The sequence below is a fragment of the Stenotrophomonas sp. Steno-C15 genome (assembly GCF_056393265.1).
In genome coordinates, this window is record NZ_JBWJPF010000001.1 from 31,920 (window position 1) to 50,051 (window position 18,132).

Consider the following 18,132-nt stretch of genomic DNA (forward strand, 5'->3'; position numbering starts at 1 on the left):
GTCAGGGGTCCTTGCGCAGCCGCTGCTGCAGCAGCTGGGCGAAATTCGGCAGGTTCTTCAGGTCCGGCACGCGCACCGGCGCGGGCGGCGGCAGCGGTTCGGAAAGGGTGTGCAGGGCGTTGATGCTGCCGGCGGTGACGCCCAGCAGCAGTTGTTGGCCGTTGACCTCCACCACCACGACGCGTTCCTTGGCGCCGACGCTGAGGCTGGCCACCAGCTTCATGCCGTCGGCCGGGCGGAAGCCGCTGCCGGGCAGGCGCTTCAGCAGCCAGCCCAGGCCGACCACCAGGGCCAGCACGGCCAGCAGCGCCAGCACCGCGCCGAACAGGCCCGGTGCCGAGGCCGCGTGCTGGCCGACCGGGGCGGCGGCCTTGCCGACGCCCAGCAGGGTGGACGCCAGCAGGCTCAACGCAGTCTCCGGATGCGTTCGCTCGGGCTGACCACGTCGGTCAGGCGCACGCCGAAGCGGTCATTGATCACCACGACCTCGCCATGCGCGATCAGGGTGCCGTTGACGAATACGTCGAGCGATTCACCGGCGCCACGCTCCAGCTCCACCACCGAGCCCTGGTTGAGCTGCAGCAGGTTGCGGATCGGCAGGCGGGCGCGGCCGACTTCCAGCGACAGGGTCACCGGCACGTCGAGGATCACGTCCAGATTCAGATCGACCCCGGAGGCCTCGTCGGCGTGCAGGGTGCCGAACTGGGCCGGAGTCGGTTCGAGGGCGTCGGTATCGTTCATTGCGGGTCTTCCTGGATGACGGGTACGCGCGGGCGGGTGCCCGGCGGATGGGTAGCAGTGATCTTCACGGCATTCATGCCGTTGGCGATGCCGAATTCGCCGGTGAACACCGGGATGTTCTCCACGCACAGCGGCACCTGCGGGCTCAGCTCGATCGGCAGGATGTCGCCGACCTTCAACCGGGTCAGGTCACGCAGGGTCATGCGCTTGCTGGCCAGCACGCTGGACAGGGTCACTTCGGCGATGTTGAGCTGCTCGCGCAGGGTCTGGCCCCAGCTTTCGTCGCGGTCGTTGCGATCGCTCTGGATGCCGGCATCGAGCAGCTCCCGGATCGGTTCGAGCATCGAGTACGGCAGGGTGACGTGGATGTCGCCGCCACCGCCGTCGAGCTCGACGTGCAGGCGGCACACCACCACGTATTCGCGCGGGGTCACGATGTTGGCGAAGTGCGGGTTGATCTCCGAGTTGATGTACTCGAATTCCACGTCCATCACCGGTGCCCACGCTTCGCGCAGGTCGGCGAAGGTCTGCTTCAGCAGCAGATGGATCACGCGCATCTCGGTGGCGGTGAACTCGCGGCCTTCGATCCGGGTGGGGTAGCGCCCGTCGCCGCCGAAGAAGTTGTCGACGATGGCGAACACCAGGGTCGGCTCGAACACGATCAGGCCGGTGCCGCGCAGTGGCTTGAAACGGATCAGGTTCAGGTTGGTCGGCACATACAGCGAATGCATGTAGTCGTTGAACTTGATCAGCTCGATGCCGCGCACCGACAGTTCGGCCGAGCGCCGGATCAGGTTGAACAGGCCGATGCGCCACAGGCGCGCAAAGCGCTCGTGGACCATTTCCAGCGTCGGCATACGGCCGCGGATGATGCGGTCCTGGCTGGCGAAGTCGTATGAACGGGCTTCGCCGGAGGGCGGCTCCGGGTCGGTCTCGACCGCGCCGCTGTCCACGCCGTGGAGCAGGGCATCGATCTCGTCCTGGGACAGCAGATCATTCATCGGTGGGCCCTTACTGGGTCACGAAGCTGGTGAACAGCAGATCGTCGGCACCATTGCTGCCGGTCTCGGCCTTGAGCACCTTCTGCACCTCGGCCAGCGAATCGGCCTGCAGCTTCTTCTTGCCGGCGATATCGGCGATCTGTGCCGGCTCGACCTGCGAGAACAGCATCAGCAGTCGTGCACGCAGGGCCGGGGCGTGGGTCTTGATCGCCTCCAGCGCGGCCGGATCACGGGTCATCAGCTGCACTTCCAGCTGCAGGTAGCGCGGGCCGTCGATGGGACCATTGAGGTTGACCACGAACGCGGGCTCCAGCGCGAAGTACTGCGCCGGTGCCGGCGTGGCGTTCTTCTTCTTCGGCGCCTGGCTGGTCTTTTCTTCCTGCGTGGACTGGGTGAAGAACCACACGCCGCCACCGGCGGCAGCGGCAGCCAGTACGGCCACCAGCGCGGTGATCAGGATCGGACTGCGCGGCGTGCGGGCCTTGTCCTTTTCGACATTCTTCTTGGTTTTGTCAGCGGCTGCGGCCACGAGGTGAAGCTCCTGAGGGTTGCTTCACCGGGATATGCAAGGGGTGTGCCGATGCACCGGGAGCAGGGTGCGACGGAATTCCGTCGGGGTGCCGGTGGGGCCATGCGGAGCAAGTTCCGCACCCACCAACGCGATGCTGGCAGGTGCCAACCACATCGCTCTGGTGGGTGCCAACCGCTCCGCTCTGGTGGGTGCCAACCTTGGTTGGCACACCTGTCAGGCGTAGGCGTCCAGCAGGCCACGCTGGCGGATCAACGGGGTGGCCGGCAGGCTGGCATCACCCCGCGTCGGTTCTCCGTCACCCCGACCTGCCTCCTGCCCGGCCTGGCCGGCAGGTGCGCCACCGCCGCCCGGCTGATGGCCGACATCGGCGTGGGCCAGCTGGAAGCCTTGTTCGCCCAGCAGTTCACGCAGGCGTGGCAGGCTGCTTTCCAGCGCCTGGCGGACGTCCACGTGCGGGCTGCTGAAACTGGCGTGGACCTTGTCACCGTTGAGCTGCAGGCGTACGTCCACCGGCCCCAGATCGTCCGGGCTCAGTCGGATGTGGGCGTGGCCGATCTTCTGGTCGGCCAGCCAGCCCAGGCGGGCGCCGATGGCCTGGTCGAATCCATCGTCGCCAAGCACCGGCTTCGGCGTCGGTTCGCCGTTGAAGACCGCGTTGCTGGACAGCGCCGCCTTCAGATCCTGCAGTGCGGCGGGCAGGGGCGCCTGCAGGGGTGCAGGCGGGGCACGATCACCCTGCAACGTGCTGTCGGTGTCACCGCTGCGCTCCAGCGCGGCGTCGCCCGTCGGCAGGACAGGCAGGGACAGTGCGCCGTCCTCGCCATCGACGCCCGTGGCGGGTGACTGCACCACGGCGGCAGGCGACGCGGCAACCGGCGATGGGGGGGCGGTGGTCGCCGCCAGGGCCGGAGGCGCTGTGCCCGTTGCGGACGGTGGGACGCTGGCCGCAGGGTCGGCGGGCAGTGGGGTGGCCAGCACCAGCCCGGCCAGACCGAATGGCGGCCAGGGCGCTTCGTCGGTTTCCGTCGTCGCGTCCTGGTCGGTCGCAGCCTTGCCGGCCGGTGGCGCAGCGGCCTCGCCCGTAGCCTGCTCGCTGGCGGGGGGCCGCACGCTGGCGGCGTCATCGCTGCCGGTGGCCGCAACGCCGGTCGGCGCGGGGCTGTCCGCGGGCGGGACGGGCGCACCGCCCTGCAGCAGCTGACCGAAGTCCTTGCCGCCTTCGCTGCGTGCCGTGCGCGACGGGCTGCTGCCCACGCCGGGCGGAGTGGCCGTCGTGCTGCTGCCCGAAAGCGCGGCGGGCGTCACGAACGGCCTCCGGTGTCTGTGCCGTCCTGGTCCTCGGCCTGCGCCAGGCGGGAGCGGCGCGCGCCGATGTCATCCATCTCGCGCTGGTCGCGGCGGTCTGTCACCACCTTTTCCTGTGCGCGATAGCTGGCGGCCAGCTGCTCCAGTACCGCCTTGTCGCGGCTGGCCAGGATCAGGCGCGCGCGTTCGGCTTCGACCTTCTCGCGGTTGCCGTCGACGGTGCGCTGCTGTTGCTCCACCGCACTGTCGAGGCGGTCAAGGAACGCACGCCGGTTCAACAGCTGGGCGGGACTGGTCGCGGCCATCTGTGCGTTGGCGTACTCCTCGGCATAACGTCGCAGTTCGTCCAGACGCGACAGGTGAGTGTCGAGAAGGCGCTGGCGCTCGGCCAGGTCGCGGGCGACCGCATCTTCATGTTCCTGTGCCCGCCTCAGCAGAGGGTCGATACGCTTGGACTGGTTCATCGCTTACACCTCGTTTTCCACCAAGCGCTGCAGCGCCGCCTGGCTGTGCGGGAGATCCGCGGCCTTGGCCACGTCCTGTCCCAGGAATTCCATGATTTCCGGCCAGCGTTCCAGGGCTTCGTCGGTGGCTGCGTCGTTGCCGCGCTGGTAGGCGCCGATGGCGATCAGGTCGCGGTTGGCCGAGTAGGCCGACACCAGCCGCTTGAGCTTGCGGATGCGCAGGCGCCACGGCTCGTCGGCGATTTCCGTGACCACGCGGCTGACGGACGATTCCACGTCGATGGCCGGGTACAGGCCGCTGTCCGCGACCCGGCGCGACAGCAGGATGTGGCCGTCGAGGATCGCGCGTGCGGCGTCTGCGATCGGATCCTGCGGATCGTCGCCTTCGGTCAGCACGGTGTAGAACGCGGTGATGGAGCCGCGCCCCTTGGCGCCGTTGCCGGCGCGCTCGACCAGCGCGGGCAGCTTGGCGAACACCGACGGCGGGTAGCCGCGCGTGGTCGGCGGTTCGCCCACCGACAGGCCGATCTCGCGCTGTGCCTGCGCGAAGCGGGTCAGCGAGTCCATCAGCAGCAGGACGTTCAGGCCCTGGTCGCGGAACCATTCGGCAATGGCGGTGGCACGGTAGGCGCCATGCAGGCGCGCCAGCGGTGGCCGGTCGGCCGGGCTGGCGACCACCACCGCGCGGCGCAGGCCTTCCTCGCCCAGCGTGGTTTCGACGAAATCGCGCACTTCGCGGCCGCGTTCGCCGATCAGCCCGACCACGATGACGTCGGCAGCGGTGTAGCGGGTCATCATGCCCAGCAGTGTCGATTTGCCGACGCCGGAGCCGGCGAACAGGCCGACACGCTGGCCACGGCCGATCGGCAGCAGTGCGTTGATGGCGCGCACGCCCACATCCAGTGGCTGGGTGATCGGCTCGCGCGCGAGTGGATTGATCGACACACCGGCCATGCCGACGTGGCCTTCGGCACGGATCGGGCCCTTGCCGTCCAGCGGCACGCCATCGCTGTCGATCACCCGGCCGAGCAGGCCTTCGCCCACTTCCACGCCGCCGCGCCGTGCCGACGGCACGACCCGCGCGTTGGGCAACAGGCCATGCAGTTCGGCGCTGGGCATCAGGTAGGTGCGCTCACCGGCGAAGCCGACCACTTCGGCATCCACCCAGCCACCGTCGACCACTTCGACCTTGCAGCTGGCCCCCAGCGGTGCTTCGCAGCCGACCGCTTCCAGGGTCAGCCCGACCGCGCGGCGCAGCACGCCTTCGCGGATCAGGCCACGGCCGTGCGCGGTGTCCACGCGCAGCCCGTCCAGGCGACGGGCCAACCGTAGATTGCGGGCCAGGGCCCAGTCGGCCGCAGGCGGCGGCAGTGGCGTTTCGGCCGTCATGCGTTCGCTCCGGTCTGGCGGATCACTGCGTCCAGCGCGCCACGCAGGCGGGCTTCGAGAGTGCCGTCGATGCGCACGGCCTCGGCATGCACGCGCAGGTCGCCGCGGCTGAGGCTGGTGTCGGCCACCAGCCGCTGCTGCGGTGGCAGGGTGAGCAAGGGGGCGAGGGCAGCGATGTCGTCCGGGTGCAGGCGCACTTCCACTTCGCGCGTGCTGCCGCCGACCGCATCGATGGCTTCGCCGACCAGCTGTGCCAGCAGCGCCGGTTCGGCCTCGTAGGCGCGACCGACCAGGGCACCGGCGATGCGGACCGCAAGCTCTCCCAGCGCACCGACCACCTCGTTCTCCAGGCGGACCAGCGGGCGGCTGAAGTTGTCCAGGATGCCCTCGATCTGCGCGGCAAGCCGGCGCACCTCGGCCTGGCCCTGGCCATAGCCCTCCGCATGGCCGTGCTGGAAGCCTTCTTTCTCGGCACTGTCCTGGATGGCCTGTATCTCTTCCAGCGTCGGCAACTGCAGCGGCGGTTCCGGCTCGTGCTCCGGGTCCGGCCCGGCATGCCCGGACGCGTCCTCCTGTTCCAGCACGGGTTCCGGCTGGGCCAGCAGGTCAGGGGCGAGCCAGCGCACGACGGTGCTCACAGCATGGCCTCCGCGCTGCCGCCGATGGTGATGGTGCCTTCATCGGCCATGCGCTTGACGATGGCCAGGATCTCGCGCTGCGCGCCTTCCACGTCGGACAGACGCACCGGCCCACGGGCCTCCATGTCCTCCAGCAGGATCTCGGCGGCACGCTGGGACATGTTGCGGGTGATCTTGTCGCGGACCTTGATGTCGGCGCCGCGCAGGGCCAGTCCCAGGCGCTCGCCGCTGACTTCGCGCAGCACCAGCTGCATCTCGCGGTCGTCCAGATCCACCAGGTCGTCGAACACGAACATCAGGTCCTGGATGCGGCCACTCAACGGCGCGTCGATGCGTGCGATCTCGCCCAGGATCGCCTGGTCCTGGCCGCTGTCCATGAAGTTGAGGATGTTGGCCGCGCACTGTACGCCGCCGATGTTGGATGACTTCAGGTTCTGGTTGCCGGCGAACTGGCGCTCCATGATCTCGTTGAGTTCATTGAGTGCGTTCGGCGGAATGCCATCGAGGGTGGCGATGCGCAGCAGCACGTCCACGCGGGTGCGGTCGGGCAGCAGTTTCAGCGCATCGGCGGCCTGGTCGGTTTCCAGGTGGGCCATGACGATGGCGATGATCTGCGGGTGCTCGTTGCGGACCAGGTCGGCGACCGCACGCGGATCCATCCACTTCAGCGCATCCAGGCCGGTGGTGTTGCGGCCCAGCAGGATGCGATCGATCAGGTTGCCGGCCTTCTCGCTGCCCAGTGCCTGCACCAGCATGTTGCGGATGTAGTCGTCCGACCCCACGCCCAGCGAGGTCTTGGAGCCCAGCTCCTGGCCGAACTGGTCCATCACCCGTTCCACCTGTTCGCGGGTGATGTCGGACATGGTGGCCATCGCGATGCCGATCTTCTGGACTTCCTTGGGTTCCATGTGGCGCAGCACTTCGGCCGCGTCCAGTTCACCCAGCGACAGCAGCAGCACGGCGGCGCGCTGCACTCCGGTCAACGGTACCTCAGTCATTGGCCACCCAACCCTTGACCACCTGGGCCACGCGCTTGGAGTCGGTCTTCACGGCTTCACGGGCCATCCGCAGTCGTTCCTCGTAGGAGTCCACCGGCAGGGCCAGCGCCTCCGGTCCACCCAGGCCAGCGCGCTCGGCACCCAGGGCCGGCAGCGGGCTGCCATCGTCATCGACCAGCTGTACGTCAGCGGTATGCGGTTCCAGTGCCAGCGGGTCGTGCTTCTTCGCCTGGCCGGTGATGGCACGCAGCGCCGGACGCAGTACGCCGAACAGCAGCGCCAGCACCACAATGGCCCCCAGCAGCATGCGGCCGGCATCGTGCACCCACGGCAGCTCCCACCAGGCCGGGCCTTCCACCGGTGTGGTCTCGCGCACGAACGGGGCATTCATCACCGAGACCGTATCGCCCCGCTCGGCGCTGAAGCCGACGGCCTGCTTGACCAGCGCCTCGACGCGGGTCAGTTCGGCGGCCGACAGCGGCTGCGGGGTAAGTGCGCCATTGGCGCCGGGGCGCGGCACGTTGTCCACCAGCACCGCCACCGACACGCGCTTGATGCGGCCGGCCGGCTGGCGGGTGTGCTGCAGCGTGCGGTCCAGCTCGTAGTTGCGCGTGGCGTTCTTGCTGCTTTCGCTCGGCGTCTGCGCGGTCTGTGGCGGCGCAGCCTGGCCCGGCGGCGTGTTGCTGGTTGCGCCAGGCACACCCTGCGGTCCGGGCGTGCTGGTGGTGTTCTCGCTCATCTGTTCGCTGCGCAGCTTGGCCGGCTCGCCGTTGTACAGCTCACGCGCTTCCTCGGTGACCGAGAAGTCCATGTCCACGCTGACTTCCGGATTGACGCGGCCCGGGCCGGTCATCGGTTCCAGCAACTCGCGGATGCGCTGGTTGAAGGAGGTCTCCTGCCGGCGGACCTGCTCGAACTGGGCGGCGTTGACCGCCGCTTCGCTGTTCGGGTCGCTGATGCTGAGCATGCGCCCGCTCTGGTCGACCACGGTCACCCGTTCCGGCGACAGGTCCGGAATGCTGGCGGCGACCATGTGCACGATCGCATCTACCTGGCTGCGTTCCAGCTGCTGGCCACCGCGCAGTTCCAGGGTTACCGAAGCACTGGCGACGTCGCGCTGGCGGGTGAAGGCGCTGGGCTTGGGGATGGCCAGGTGTACGCGTGAATCACGCACCGGTCGCAGCGTGTTGATGGTGCGCGACAGTTCGGTCTCCAGCGCGTGCTGGTAGCGCGCGCTTTCCACGAACTGGCTGACACCAAAGCCCGGGTCGCGCTCCATCAGCTCGAAACCCAGCTTGCCGCTGTCGGTCAGGCCGGAGCCGGCCAGCTTCAGGCGGGCGTCATGCAGGTTCTTCTCCGGCACGGTGATGCCACCGGTTGCCGGGTCCAGGGCAAACGGGATCTGCGCCGCACGCAGCAGGTCGGTCGCTTCAGCGGTGGCCTTCTGGTCCAGGCCGGTGTACAGCGGAACCATGCCGGGCTTCTGCGACCAGAAGAACACGAACAGGCCCGCCGCCACCGCCACTGCGATCATCGCCATCAGCCCCAGCCGACGGGTGATCTGCAGGCTCTGCAGGCGGTCGAACCATTGCCCCGCCTTCTCGGCGTTCAGGCTGTCCTTGGAAAGCGTCAGTGCCATGCGTCAAGTTCCTTACAGCGGCATGTTCATCACGTCCTGGTAGGCCTGGACGAGACGGTTGCGGACTTCCACGGTGGCGCGGAAGGCGATCTGGGATTGCTGCGAGGCGACCATCACCTTGGCCAGGTCGGCGCCGGGTTCGCCCATCTCGAACGCCTTGGCCAGCGCGCCGGACGTCTGCTGCGCATTGTTGACGCCGGCAATCGCACCGCGCAGGGTCTCGGTGAAGCTGGCCGGCTGCACCTGCGGCGCATCCAGCACCGCACCAGGAAGGGCATTGCTGCGCGGCGCTTCAGCCAGCGGATTGAGCACCGGCTGTCCCATCTGGGACTGGTAGGTGCGGATCTGCGAAAGGATCGAAGTGACGGAGTGGGACATCTGCAACGGTTCCAGGAACAGGGATGGGGAATCTGCAGGGATCACTGCAAGTGCCGTGCCGGAACGCCTGAGTGGTTCAGAAACGTGACGGAAGTTTGCGTTCGGCGGAGGACGGGCGAGCTGGCGTGCCGATACGCTGTCGTCATCTGCCGGTGTCAGTGAACCGGCGTCGGTTTTTTGGCCTTGCCGGCGGCGCCGGATACACGAACGCCCGGGCAAGCCCAGGCGTCCGTGCCCCCTTCATGCTGGCGATCACGCTCAGCTGGCCAGTTCGGCCTGCTCGCGTTCGATGCCGTACTTGCGCAGTTTTTCCACCAGGGTGGTGCGGCGCAGGCCCAGCAGCTGCGCGGCGTGGGCGACCACCCCCTGCGTCCGCTCCAGCGCTTCATTGATCAGGCCCAGCTCGATGCTGGCCATGTGGTTGCGCAGGTCCAGGCCGTCGTCGGGCAGGGCCGTGGCAGCCGCAGCGCGGTTGACCGCGATGCCGTGCTCCAGCGACGGCTGGCCGCCGCTGCCGGGGGTGTGGAAGGAGAAGCTGCGCAGGTCCAATCGCTCTTCGCTGGGTGCTGCCGGTACCGCCGCCGGGGTGCTGACGGGGGCCAGCATGGCGTCGCCCCGGTAGCGCGCGGGAAGGTCCTGCACGCGGACCGAACCACCCGGATGCAGCACCGCCAGGCGTTCGACCAGATTGGTCAGCTCGCGTACGTTGCCTGGCCATTCGTAGCCCGCCAGCGCCTGCAGGGCTTCGGCAGTGAAACGGACTTCGCCGCGGCCGGTGCGCGCCAGCTGCGCGGCAATGGTTTCCACCAGTGCTGGCAGATCCTCGCGCCGTTCGCGCAGGGCCGGCACGTCGATCGGGAACACATTGAGGCGGTAGAACAGGTCTTCGCGGAACTTGCCGTCGGCGATCCGGCTCTCCAGATCGCGGTGGGTCGCTGCGATCACCCGCACGTTGCAGCGGATGGTCTGGTTGCCGCCGACACGCTCGAAGCTGCGCTCCTGCAGCACGCGCAGCAGCTTGACCTGCATCGGCAGGCTCATGTCGCCGATCTCATCCAGCAGCAGGGTGCCGCCCTCCGCCATTTCGAAGCGGCCCTTGCGCGCGGTCAGCGCGCCGGTGAAGGCACCCTTCTCGTGGCCGAACAGTTCGCTCTCGAGCAGGTCGGCTGGAATGGCGCCACAGTTGATCGCCACGAATGGCCCGTCGCGGCGCGGCGAGCGCTGGTGGATGGCGCGCGAGACCACTTCCTTGCCGGTGCCCGACTCGCCCAGCACCAGGACGGTGGTATCAAATGCCGCGACCTGGTCGATCATCGTGCGCAGCGCGCTCACAGCGGCACCATTGCCGGTGGGTCCCTGCTCCTGCACGGCGCCTGCCTGGTGCTCGGCATCCAGGCGCTTGAGGCTGGCACGGCGCAGCAGGGCTTCCATCTGCGCATGGCGCAGCGGCGTCTCCAGCGGCCAGATGTTGGCTTCATGCAGGCCGTGGCGGTGGGCGAAGGCACTGGCCTCGCCATCGGCCAGCAGCACCGGCGGCGGCAGGCTGCTGCCGCCCAGCCATGCGTAGAGGGCGGTGCTGGCGGCGCTGTCGTCGAGGCTGCCGACGATCACCGCCATCCAGTCGCTCTGACGCTGCCGCCCCAGGTCGAAGTCTGCCGCGTCGGAAACCCAGCGCGGATTGAAGTCCATGAATTCCAGCAGGGCAACGGTGCGTTCGGCACGCACGGCGTCGTTGTCCAGCACCAGGATGCGCGACTCGCTCACGATCGATCCTCCCTGAGGCCTTCCAGGATCGGCATCACTTCCTGGATGTAGGACAGCTTGCTGACGAAATTGTCGGCGCCGGCGCGCAGTGCATGCTCGCGGTGCTCGGCGTCATCGAAGTGGCTGGCGATGACGATGTACGGGGCGTCATCCTGCGACTTGATCAGGCGGGTCGCCTGCAGGCCACCCATTTCCGGCATCGCCAGGTCCATCAGCACCACCTGCGGGCGCAGGGTCTCCGAGCGCTCGATCGCTTCCAGGCCGTTGCCGGCACTGCCGACGATCTGCAGCCAGTCGATCTTGCGGAAATGGCGCATCGCTGCGTTGATGAAACCTTCGTGGTCGTCGACCAGCAGGACCGTGAGCGTGTTCATGTCCAACATCCCTTTCAGCCCACCCGGGCCAGCTGCGGTTGCCTGGCGCTGAGCCGGCGCCGTTCGCGGGCCGGGGCGATATCCAGTTGTTCTCGGTATTTTGCGACGGTTCGGCGGGCAATGTTCACCCCCTGGCGCGAAAGCAGGGCGGCGATGGCCTCATCGGCCAGCGGCCGACCGGCCGGCTCGGCATCGATCAGGCGGCGCACCATGGCCTTCACCGCCTGGCCGGAGACGCTGGCGCCTTCCAGGCGCACCGCGAAGAAGTGCTTCAGCTCGAAGGTGCCACGCGGGGTCTGCAGGTACTTGCCGGTGGTGATGCGCGAGACAGTGGACTCGTGCATGCCGATCTCCTCCGCCACTTCCTTAAGCGTCAGCGGCGCCATCGCTTCCTCGCCCCGGACCAGGAACGCGGCCTGGCGCTCGACGATCACCCGCGCGGTACGCAGCAGGGTGTCATAGCGCATCGACAGGCCACGGCTGAACCAGCGCGCTTCCTGCAGCATCTCGCGCAGCGCCGGTGCAGCCTCGTTGCTGTCGGCCAGCGCCTGTTCGTACTGCGTGTTGATCGATACGCGGCGGCTGGTCGCCGGATTGAGGGCCACTTTCCACTGGCCGTCGGCGTGCCAGGCGACCACGTCCGGTACCACCACGGCATTGCGTTCCGGCAGCAGGTTGTCACCCGGGCGGGGCTGCAGCGAGAGGATCAGTCGCACTGCTTCGCGCACGTCACCGATCTCGGCGTCATGCAGGCGGGCGAGGGCGGGGTAGTCGTGCGCGGCCAGCGGCTCGAGCGCGCCCGCAAGGATGCGGGTGGCCAGGTGCCGCGCGGGAACCACGCCGTCCAGGCTGCGCAGCTGGGCCTGCAGGCTTTCGCGAAGGTCCCGCGCGGCCATGCCGGCGGGCTCGCCATGCAGCAGGCGCTGGCGGACCGCTTCGACACCATCGGCGGCGATGTCGAACTGGGCGCTGGCCAGCAGTTGCAGCTGTGCCAGCGGTGCCTGCAGATAGCCGGCGTCATCGCAATGCTCGAGCCAGAAGGCGGCGACCGCCAGCTCGCGGTCGTCCAGGTCCAGTGCCAGCCGCTGCAGCACGCGCAGCTGCGGATCGCTCGATTCGCCCGCCGCGATGCGTGCCATCCGGTCGTCGTCGCCGTCCTGCCAGCTGGCGCCGGCAACGTCCCACATCGAGGATTCCGGCAGCTCGTCGAACGCCGCGGTTTCCAGCGTGGTGGCGCCGGCGTCGACGGGTTCGGGCGCAGGCGCTTCGGCATCCTCGATGTCCAGCATCGGGTTGGAGTCGAGCAGGCGCTGTATTTCCTGTTCCAGATGCAGCCCGTCCAGCTGCAGCAGCCGGATCGACTGCAGCAGCTGCGGGGTGAGGTGAAGTTGTTGGCCCAGCTGGGCCGAGAGTGCAGCCTTCATCGTGGTTCCCCGGCGCCGCTCCCCGACGCCTTGTGGAACGCATCTTGCTTCTGATCCGGCAGGTGCGGAATCAGGGGGTTCCTGAGGTGGTTGGTGAATTACCCGACAGCGTGTAGGGGTTTTCCCGACATCGGCGCGGGATGTTGACGTTTCCCGGTCGCAAGCCATTGATTTCCCGTTGCGCACGCGGTCGGGGCGTCGTGCCGGCGTGTACGGGATTCCGTCAGTGCCTGTGGGGGTGACGGGAACCCGTCATCCGGATGGCGCGGTCACTCCAGCTCGTGCTGGTGGCGGGCGGCGAGCAGCAGCAGGTCGTTGGCGCGGCGGCACCCCAGCGACTCCATCATGCGCGCGCGGTGGGTTTCCACGGTCTTGACGCTGATGCCGAGATCGGCGGCGATTTCCTTGTTGCTTTCGCCTTTGCCGATGCGGCGCAGGATCTCGCGCTGGCGGGGTGACAGCGCGGCGATACCGGTGGGCTTCTCGCGGCCCAGCATGGGCGCCAGCATCTTCGCCGAGATCTGCGGGCTCAGGAACACCTGGCCTGCGTGTGCAGCGCGCAGCGCCAGTTCCAGTTCCTGCGGAGCGGCATCCTTGACCACGAAGCCGACGGCACCGCGATCCAGTGCGTCGCGCACGTGGGCGGCATCATCGTGCATGGTCATCATCACCACCCGGGTGCCGGGTGCGCGCATGCGGATGTCGCTGAGTGCTTCCAGACCGGTGCGTCCGGGCAGGGACAGATCCATCAGCACCACGTCCGGCGCGTGCTGCAGGGCCAGTTGCAGCGCCTGCTCGGCGTTGCTGGCCTCGGCCACGAGCTGCACGTCGGCAAACCCCTGCAGCAGCCGCGCCAGGCCGGCGCGGACCAGGGTGTGATCGTCGACGATGAGAACTCGCACAGGCACGCTGGAGGTCCGGGAGGGGAGTCCACCTTAACTTAGCTGAACGGGCGAGCCAAGCGTCGTCCGTTGCGGGCGGGCGTGGCAGGGTTCAGCGCGCCCGCCTTGCTTCGGCCACCTGACGTCTGTGCAGGCGGAACAGATGCCGCTCCATGGCCATTTCCAGCCCGTCGCCGAGGCGATGGAAACGCAGCCAGAGATAGTGGCCTCCACTGCCGTCGGCGGCCTCGGCAACCACTTCCACCGGCAGATCGATATGGTCGGGCAGCCAGTCGCTGGGCTGCACACGGACCACGCCGGCCTGGCCCGGCGCCGCGCCACTGCGGGGCCCAAGCTGCAGGCGGATGCCGCGCCGCGACCAGCGCACCGGGCGCAGGGTCAATGCCGGGCCCTGCTGGCGCACGAGCCGGCCCAGCAGCACCATGGCCAGATCCAGCTTGGCTTCCAGCCGCTGCAGCGGAAGGCTGGCCTCGCTGCGTTCGTCGTGTTCATCGACACGGCTGTCTTCGACCAGCGCCAGGCTGCGCAGCAGGCCTTCGGCGCTGCTGGTACGTCCCGCCGCGTTGCCGGCCTGGAACTCGACCGGCAGCGCCAGTTCGCAGCTGAGCGTTTCGTCGAACAGCTCGCTTTCGGCCGGGTGATGCAGCGACGTGGTCGGCAGGAGGGTCATGCCAGCGATTCTGCTTGCAGGTAGGCGTGCGCGGCGCGAAGGGAGCGCCGTCCATCGTGCAGCTGCACGGCCACAGCGTCGCGGCGATGGCGCAGCAGGGTGAGCAGGCTCTGCTGGCGTTCGAACAGCGCGGTCAGGGGCGCATGGTCGGCGGCCGCCAGCGGTTGGCTCAACAGCGCGTGCAGCTTGCTGTCATGGCCTTCGAGCAGACTGTCGGCGGTGTCGAAGGCATCTTCACCCAGCGCCTTCTCGAAAGCATCCAGCTGCGCATGCAGTGCCTGCAGGCTCATGGTGCCACCGCTGCCGTACGGCGCTGCTCGTGCGGAATTGCGTTCCAGGCGCTGTCGATCTCGCCCAGCAGCTGCAGCGATTCGTCCAGGGCGGCGCGGTCGTTGTGCAGGTTGGCCTCGGTCAGGCGCTGCAGCACGTAGTCGTAGAGGGACGAAAGATTGCCGGCAATTTCGCCGCCGGCCTCATGGTCCAGCGAGCCGTTGAGGTGGCCGACGATGGCGCAGACCTCGCCAATCGCCTTGCCCTTGCCGGCATGGTCGCCGCGCTCGAGGCTGGCCAGTGCGCGCCGCACGCGCTCCAGCGCGCCCGCCAGCAACAGGGCCACCAGCTTGTGCGGATCGGCATCGGTGACCGCACTGGTCACACCCACCTGGCGGTACTGCTCGGCGTACTGACGGCTGGAACCGTACATTCGTGATTCTCCTTGCGCTGGGTGCTGCAGCAGGATCGTGACGATCACTGCCGGCAGTACCGCGATGATTGCTGTTGCGTCCGTTATCGGTGCGTTCGGCACCAAACTTGAGTGCCGCGCGCGTCCGTCAACCGTTCAACTGCGCCAGCTGCTGCTGCAGCGCCGAACTGCTCTGCTGCAGCTTGCCCATCAGGCTGTCCAGTGCGAGGAACTGCTTCTTGTACCGTGCCTCCACACCGACCATGCGTGTATCCAGGTCCTTGCGGCGCTTGTCGATGCTGTCCAGGGTGTTGTTCAGGCCCTTGGTGCGGGCAACGAACGCACCCTCCTTGCCGACCGTCGTGCTCACGTAGCCGTCGACCAGCGAGTACAGCTGGCCCGCACCGCCGGCATCGCCGGTGATTGCCTGGCGGATCTTCTCCGGCTGGCTGGCAAGCGCGGCAGCGAACTTGGTGGTATCAAGCACCAGGCTGCCATCGGCATTGGGGTAGCCACGGGTCTGCAGGCCGATGGCCTTGGCGTCCAGGCCATCGCCGGACAACGACTTGAGCACGCCCGACATCACCGAGCGCAGCTGGCTGGCGGCGCCGCGCATCTGTGCGTCGCCGGTGAGGGCTGCCGCTTCCTTGGTCTTGGCGTCGTACTTGGTTTCGGTGTTGATGGCGGCGATGGCCGCGTTGTACGCGGTCACGAAATCCTGCATCACCTTGGTCGCCGCGGCCGTGTCGGTGCTGATCGTGACCGTGCTCTGTCCTTCCTTCTTCAGGTTCAGGGTCAGACCCGGCACGGCGTCGGCCACGGTGTTGCTGGCGCTCACCACTTCAACGCCATCGATGGTCAGTTTGGCATCGGCGGCCGCGGTGTTCTGCTTCAGGCTGCCGACCAGCGCTCCCAACTTCGGGTCGCTGCCGGCGTATTCGAGCTTGATCGCGTTTGCCGCGCCGGTCTTTTCCTGTGCGATCGACAGGTACTGGTTGTCGCCGGAGCTGATCAGGGTGGCCTGCACGCCTTCCTTGCGGCCGGCGGCGTCGATCTTGTTGCGGATCGTGGTCAGCGTGTCGCCTTCCTCGACCTCCACGTTCATGGTCTTGGCCTTGTCGCCGACGCCGACGGTCAACGTCAAGGTTCCGGCGGCGAACGTATCGGTCTTGGGCACGGAGGTGTCGGCGATCAGCTTGTGTGCGGTCGCCAGCGACTTGACGTCGATGATGTGCGTGCCATTGGACGCTGCCGCCTTGCTGGTGCCGACGTCATACAGCGCCACGCTGGCCGTCAGGATCTCGTCGGTACCGCCGCTGCCGCCCTTGCTGGCGGTGACCGTGCGGGTGTCGAAGGCTGTGGTGGCCTTCAGTGCAGTGAGTGCGGTCTTCAGCTTGTCGAAGGCCGCGGTGACGGTGCCGATCGACGACAGCTGCATCTTGGTCTTGGACTGCTGCAGGTTCAGCGCATTGTCGGCGGGCTTGCGGTCGGCCGCGACCAGCTGGCTGACGATGCTGGAGATGTCCAGGCCCGAGCCGATGCCACCGTATCCAAAGTCTGCCACGTCGTTTCTCCTGGTAATCCGGGCGCCGCGCTGCGGCCGCCCGTCGTCAACGAAAATAGCGGCCTGCGCCGCTGGGTCTTGAGGACTTCGTTGATGCATGCGCCGTGCCAGTGCCGGACGGCAGGTTTGGCATGCAGGTTGCAGGAGTGACGGGGCAGGGTGCGGTCGGGACGACGCAGGCTGCCGGGAGTCTGCAAAAAACCCTCCCCCAAAGCAGGGGAGGGATCAGGCTACTGACAATCGGGGGGAGACGAAGCCGCCCGGTGCGTACAGTCAAAGGTACAGCGCTGAAACAGAGGTCCGCAGGGGCGGGCGATGCCAAGCCGGTTCGGGAAGCGTCCCGGGCCGGGCATGGCCCGCGCCTGCGTGCGCCGTGGCTGTCGGGTTGCCACTGCCGCCGGTTCGACCGGCGGCAGCGGTACCTTCTTGCCGTGGATCAGCGCAGCAGGCTGAGCACGCCCTGCGGTACCTGGTTGGCCTGGGCCAGCATGGCCGTACCGGCCTGCTGCAGGATCTGGGTACGGGTCAGTTCAGCGGTTTCCTTGGCGAAGTCGGTGTCCTTGATGCGGCTGCGCGAGGCGGACAGGTTCTCCGTCGAGGTCTGCAGGTTGGCGACCACCGAGGTGAAGCGGTTCTGGATCGCACCCAGGTCGGCGCGGGTGTTGTTGATCGAACCCAGTGCCTTGTCGACCACTTCCAGCGCCTGCTGGGCGCCGAGCACGGTGCTCACGTCCAGCTTCTGCACGCTGGCAGCGGTGGCGGTGCCAGCCGTGTAGGCGGCTGCAGCAGCGTTCGCGCTCCAGGTACCCGCGGCAGCGTCGAAATTGCTGCGCTCCAGTGCGATATCAGCAGCGACGACATCCTTGCCTTCCTTCACCGAGCTCAGCTTCATCGTGCCGTCGCTGTTGGCTTCGGCGTAGATGCCGGCTTCACCGATCTTGGCGTTGATGGCGGTGGCCACGGCCTTGGCGGCCTCTTCGGTGGTCGCGCCGGCCTTGATCTCGACGGTGCCGATGTCAACGTCCATCACCTTGCCGGTGATGCGTGCGCCATCGGTGCTTGCGGTCAGAATAGCGGTGCCGCCGGTGGCGAAGGTCGCGGTGCCCAGCGATTCGGTCTTGGCGTCCACCACCTTGTCGATGGCGATGGCCTGGCCGGCATTGGCACCGACCTGGAACAGCTGGCTGGAGAACGAGCCGTCCAGCAGCTTGGTGCCGTTGAACTCGGACTGCTTGGCGACGCGATCGATTTCGCTGACCAGCTGGGTCACTTCAGCCTGCAGGGCCTTGCGGTCGCTGGCCGAGTTGGTGGCGTTGGACGACTGCACCGACAGCTCACGGATGCGCTGCAGGTTGTTGCCGATCTCGGTCAGCGAACCTTCCGCGACCTGGGCCAGCGAGATGCCGTCGTTGGCATTGCGGATGGCGACGTCGGTGCCGCGGATCTGGGTGCCGAAGCGCTCGGAGATCGCCAGGCCGGCGGCGTCGTCCTTGGCGCTGTTGATGCGCGAGCCCGAGGACAGGCGCTGGATGGTGGTGGCCAGCGAGGCGCCGCTGGTGCTCAGATTGCGCTGAGCATTCAGCGACATCGTATTGGTGTTGATGACTTGTGCCATGGTGCATTTCCTTTGGCGGAGGTGGTACGTGGTTCAGGGTCCGGGCGCCGGT

At 67.9% G+C, this 18,132-nt stretch carries 20 protein-coding genes; all 20 read right to left on the reverse strand.

Going from position 1 to position 18,132, the window contains the following annotated elements:
- Position 1 precedes the first annotated feature (1 nt).
- Positions 2 to 409, reverse strand: coding sequence for a flagellar biosynthetic protein FliO (gene fliO, locus AC06FB_RS00140; RefSeq protein ID WP_053519603.1), 408 nt, complete (start codon positions 407 to 409; stop codon positions 2 to 4).
- The gene (fliN, locus tag AC06FB_RS00145) at positions 406 to 741 is read right to left on the reverse strand and encodes a flagellar motor switch protein FliN (RefSeq protein ID WP_053519602.1); all 336 of its coding nucleotides are present in this window, start codon (positions 739 to 741) and stop codon (positions 406 to 408) included. Before fliN ends, fliO begins: the two co-directional genes overlap by 4 nt.
- Positions 738 to 1,742 (reverse strand): flagellar motor switch protein FliM, encoded by a 1,005-nt coding sequence (gene fliM / locus AC06FB_RS00150; protein ID WP_065176161.1) that lies wholly within the window; start codon positions 1,740 to 1,742, stop codon positions 738 to 740. Before fliM ends, fliN begins: the two co-directional genes overlap by 4 nt.
- Positions 1,743 to 1,752: 10 nt before the next feature.
- Positions 1,753 to 2,271, reverse strand: a complete 519-nt coding sequence (locus tag AC06FB_RS00155) for a flagellar basal body-associated FliL family protein (RefSeq protein WP_053519600.1) — start codon at positions 2,269 to 2,271, stop codon at positions 1,753 to 1,755.
- Positions 2,272 to 2,487: 216 nt separating this feature from the next.
- A complete protein-coding gene (locus AC06FB_RS00160) occupies positions 2,488 to 3,579 on the reverse strand; it encodes a flagellar hook-length control protein FliK (RefSeq protein ID WP_065183031.1) in 1,092 nt (363 codons plus the stop codon).
- On the reverse strand, positions 3,576 to 4,043 hold the full coding sequence (fliJ, locus tag AC06FB_RS00165) for a flagellar export protein FliJ (RefSeq protein ID WP_053519598.1): 468 nt from the start codon (positions 4,041 to 4,043) through the stop codon (positions 3,576 to 3,578). Before fliJ ends, AC06FB_RS00160 begins: the two co-directional genes overlap by 4 nt.
- A 3-nt stretch (positions 4,044 to 4,046) precedes the next feature.
- Positions 4,047 to 5,432 (reverse strand): FliI/YscN family ATPase, encoded by a 1,386-nt coding sequence (locus tag AC06FB_RS00170; protein ID WP_053519597.1) that lies wholly within the window; start codon positions 5,430 to 5,432, stop codon positions 4,047 to 4,049.
- A complete protein-coding gene (locus AC06FB_RS00175; RefSeq protein ID WP_053519596.1) occupies positions 5,429 to 6,070 on the reverse strand; it encodes a FliH/SctL family protein in 642 nt (213 codons plus the stop codon). Before AC06FB_RS00175 ends, AC06FB_RS00170 begins: the two co-directional genes overlap by 4 nt.
- Positions 6,067 to 7,053: a flagellar motor switch protein FliG gene (gene fliG, locus AC06FB_RS00180; RefSeq protein ID WP_053519595.1), complete on the reverse strand. Its 987-nt coding sequence runs from the start codon at positions 7,051 to 7,053 to the stop codon at positions 6,067 to 6,069. The genes AC06FB_RS00175 and fliG overlap by 4 nt, the downstream gene beginning before the upstream one ends.
- 7 nt (positions 7,054 to 7,060) lie before the next feature.
- Positions 7,061 to 8,707 (reverse strand): flagellar basal-body MS-ring/collar protein FliF, encoded by a 1,647-nt coding sequence (gene fliF, locus AC06FB_RS00185; RefSeq protein WP_065176166.1) that lies wholly within the window; start codon positions 8,705 to 8,707, stop codon positions 7,061 to 7,063.
- A gap of 12 nt (positions 8,708 to 8,719) precedes the next feature.
- On the reverse strand, positions 8,720 to 9,085 hold the full coding sequence (gene fliE / locus AC06FB_RS00190; protein WP_053519593.1) for a flagellar hook-basal body complex protein FliE: 366 nt from the start codon (positions 9,083 to 9,085) through the stop codon (positions 8,720 to 8,722).
- A gap of 258 nt (positions 9,086 to 9,343) precedes the next feature.
- Positions 9,344 to 10,849, reverse strand: a complete 1,506-nt coding sequence (locus AC06FB_RS00195) for a sigma-54 dependent transcriptional regulator (protein ID WP_065176167.1) — start codon at positions 10,847 to 10,849, stop codon at positions 9,344 to 9,346.
- Complete coding sequence (locus tag AC06FB_RS00200; protein ID WP_053519591.1) at positions 10,846 to 11,223, reverse strand: response regulator; 378 nt, start codon at positions 11,221 to 11,223, stop codon at positions 10,846 to 10,848. The genes AC06FB_RS00195 and AC06FB_RS00200 overlap by 4 nt, the downstream gene beginning before the upstream one ends.
- A gap of 14 nt (positions 11,224 to 11,237) precedes the next feature.
- Positions 11,238 to 12,647: an RNA polymerase factor sigma-54 gene (gene rpoN, locus AC06FB_RS00205; protein WP_065183028.1), complete on the reverse strand. Its 1,410-nt coding sequence runs from the start codon at positions 12,645 to 12,647 to the stop codon at positions 11,238 to 11,240.
- 269 nt (positions 12,648 to 12,916) lie between these two features.
- Positions 12,917 to 13,549 (reverse strand): response regulator, encoded by a 633-nt coding sequence (locus AC06FB_RS00210; protein WP_053519589.1) that lies wholly within the window; start codon positions 13,547 to 13,549, stop codon positions 12,917 to 12,919.
- A 91-nt stretch (positions 13,550 to 13,640) separates the two neighbouring features.
- Complete coding sequence (locus tag AC06FB_RS00215; protein ID WP_053519588.1) at positions 13,641 to 14,219, reverse strand: PilZ domain-containing protein; 579 nt, start codon at positions 14,217 to 14,219, stop codon at positions 13,641 to 13,643.
- A complete protein-coding gene (locus AC06FB_RS00220) occupies positions 14,216 to 14,509 on the reverse strand; it encodes a hypothetical protein (protein ID WP_053519587.1) in 294 nt (97 codons plus the stop codon). The genes AC06FB_RS00215 and AC06FB_RS00220 overlap by 4 nt, the downstream gene beginning before the upstream one ends.
- Complete coding sequence (fliS, locus tag AC06FB_RS00225) at positions 14,506 to 14,922, reverse strand: flagellar export chaperone FliS (RefSeq protein ID WP_053519586.1); 417 nt, start codon at positions 14,920 to 14,922, stop codon at positions 14,506 to 14,508. The genes AC06FB_RS00220 and fliS overlap by 4 nt, the downstream gene beginning before the upstream one ends.
- Before the next feature lie 127 nt (positions 14,923 to 15,049).
- Positions 15,050 to 16,465, reverse strand: a complete 1,416-nt coding sequence (fliD, locus tag AC06FB_RS00230; protein ID WP_065176168.1) for a flagellar filament capping protein FliD — start codon at positions 16,463 to 16,465, stop codon at positions 15,050 to 15,052.
- A 436-nt stretch (positions 16,466 to 16,901) separates the two neighbouring features.
- Entirely contained in the window at positions 16,902 to 18,080 is a 1,179-nt protein-coding gene (locus AC06FB_RS00235; RefSeq protein ID WP_460256541.1) for a flagellin, read from the reverse strand.
- Between the last annotated feature and the right edge of the window lie 52 nt (positions 18,081 to 18,132).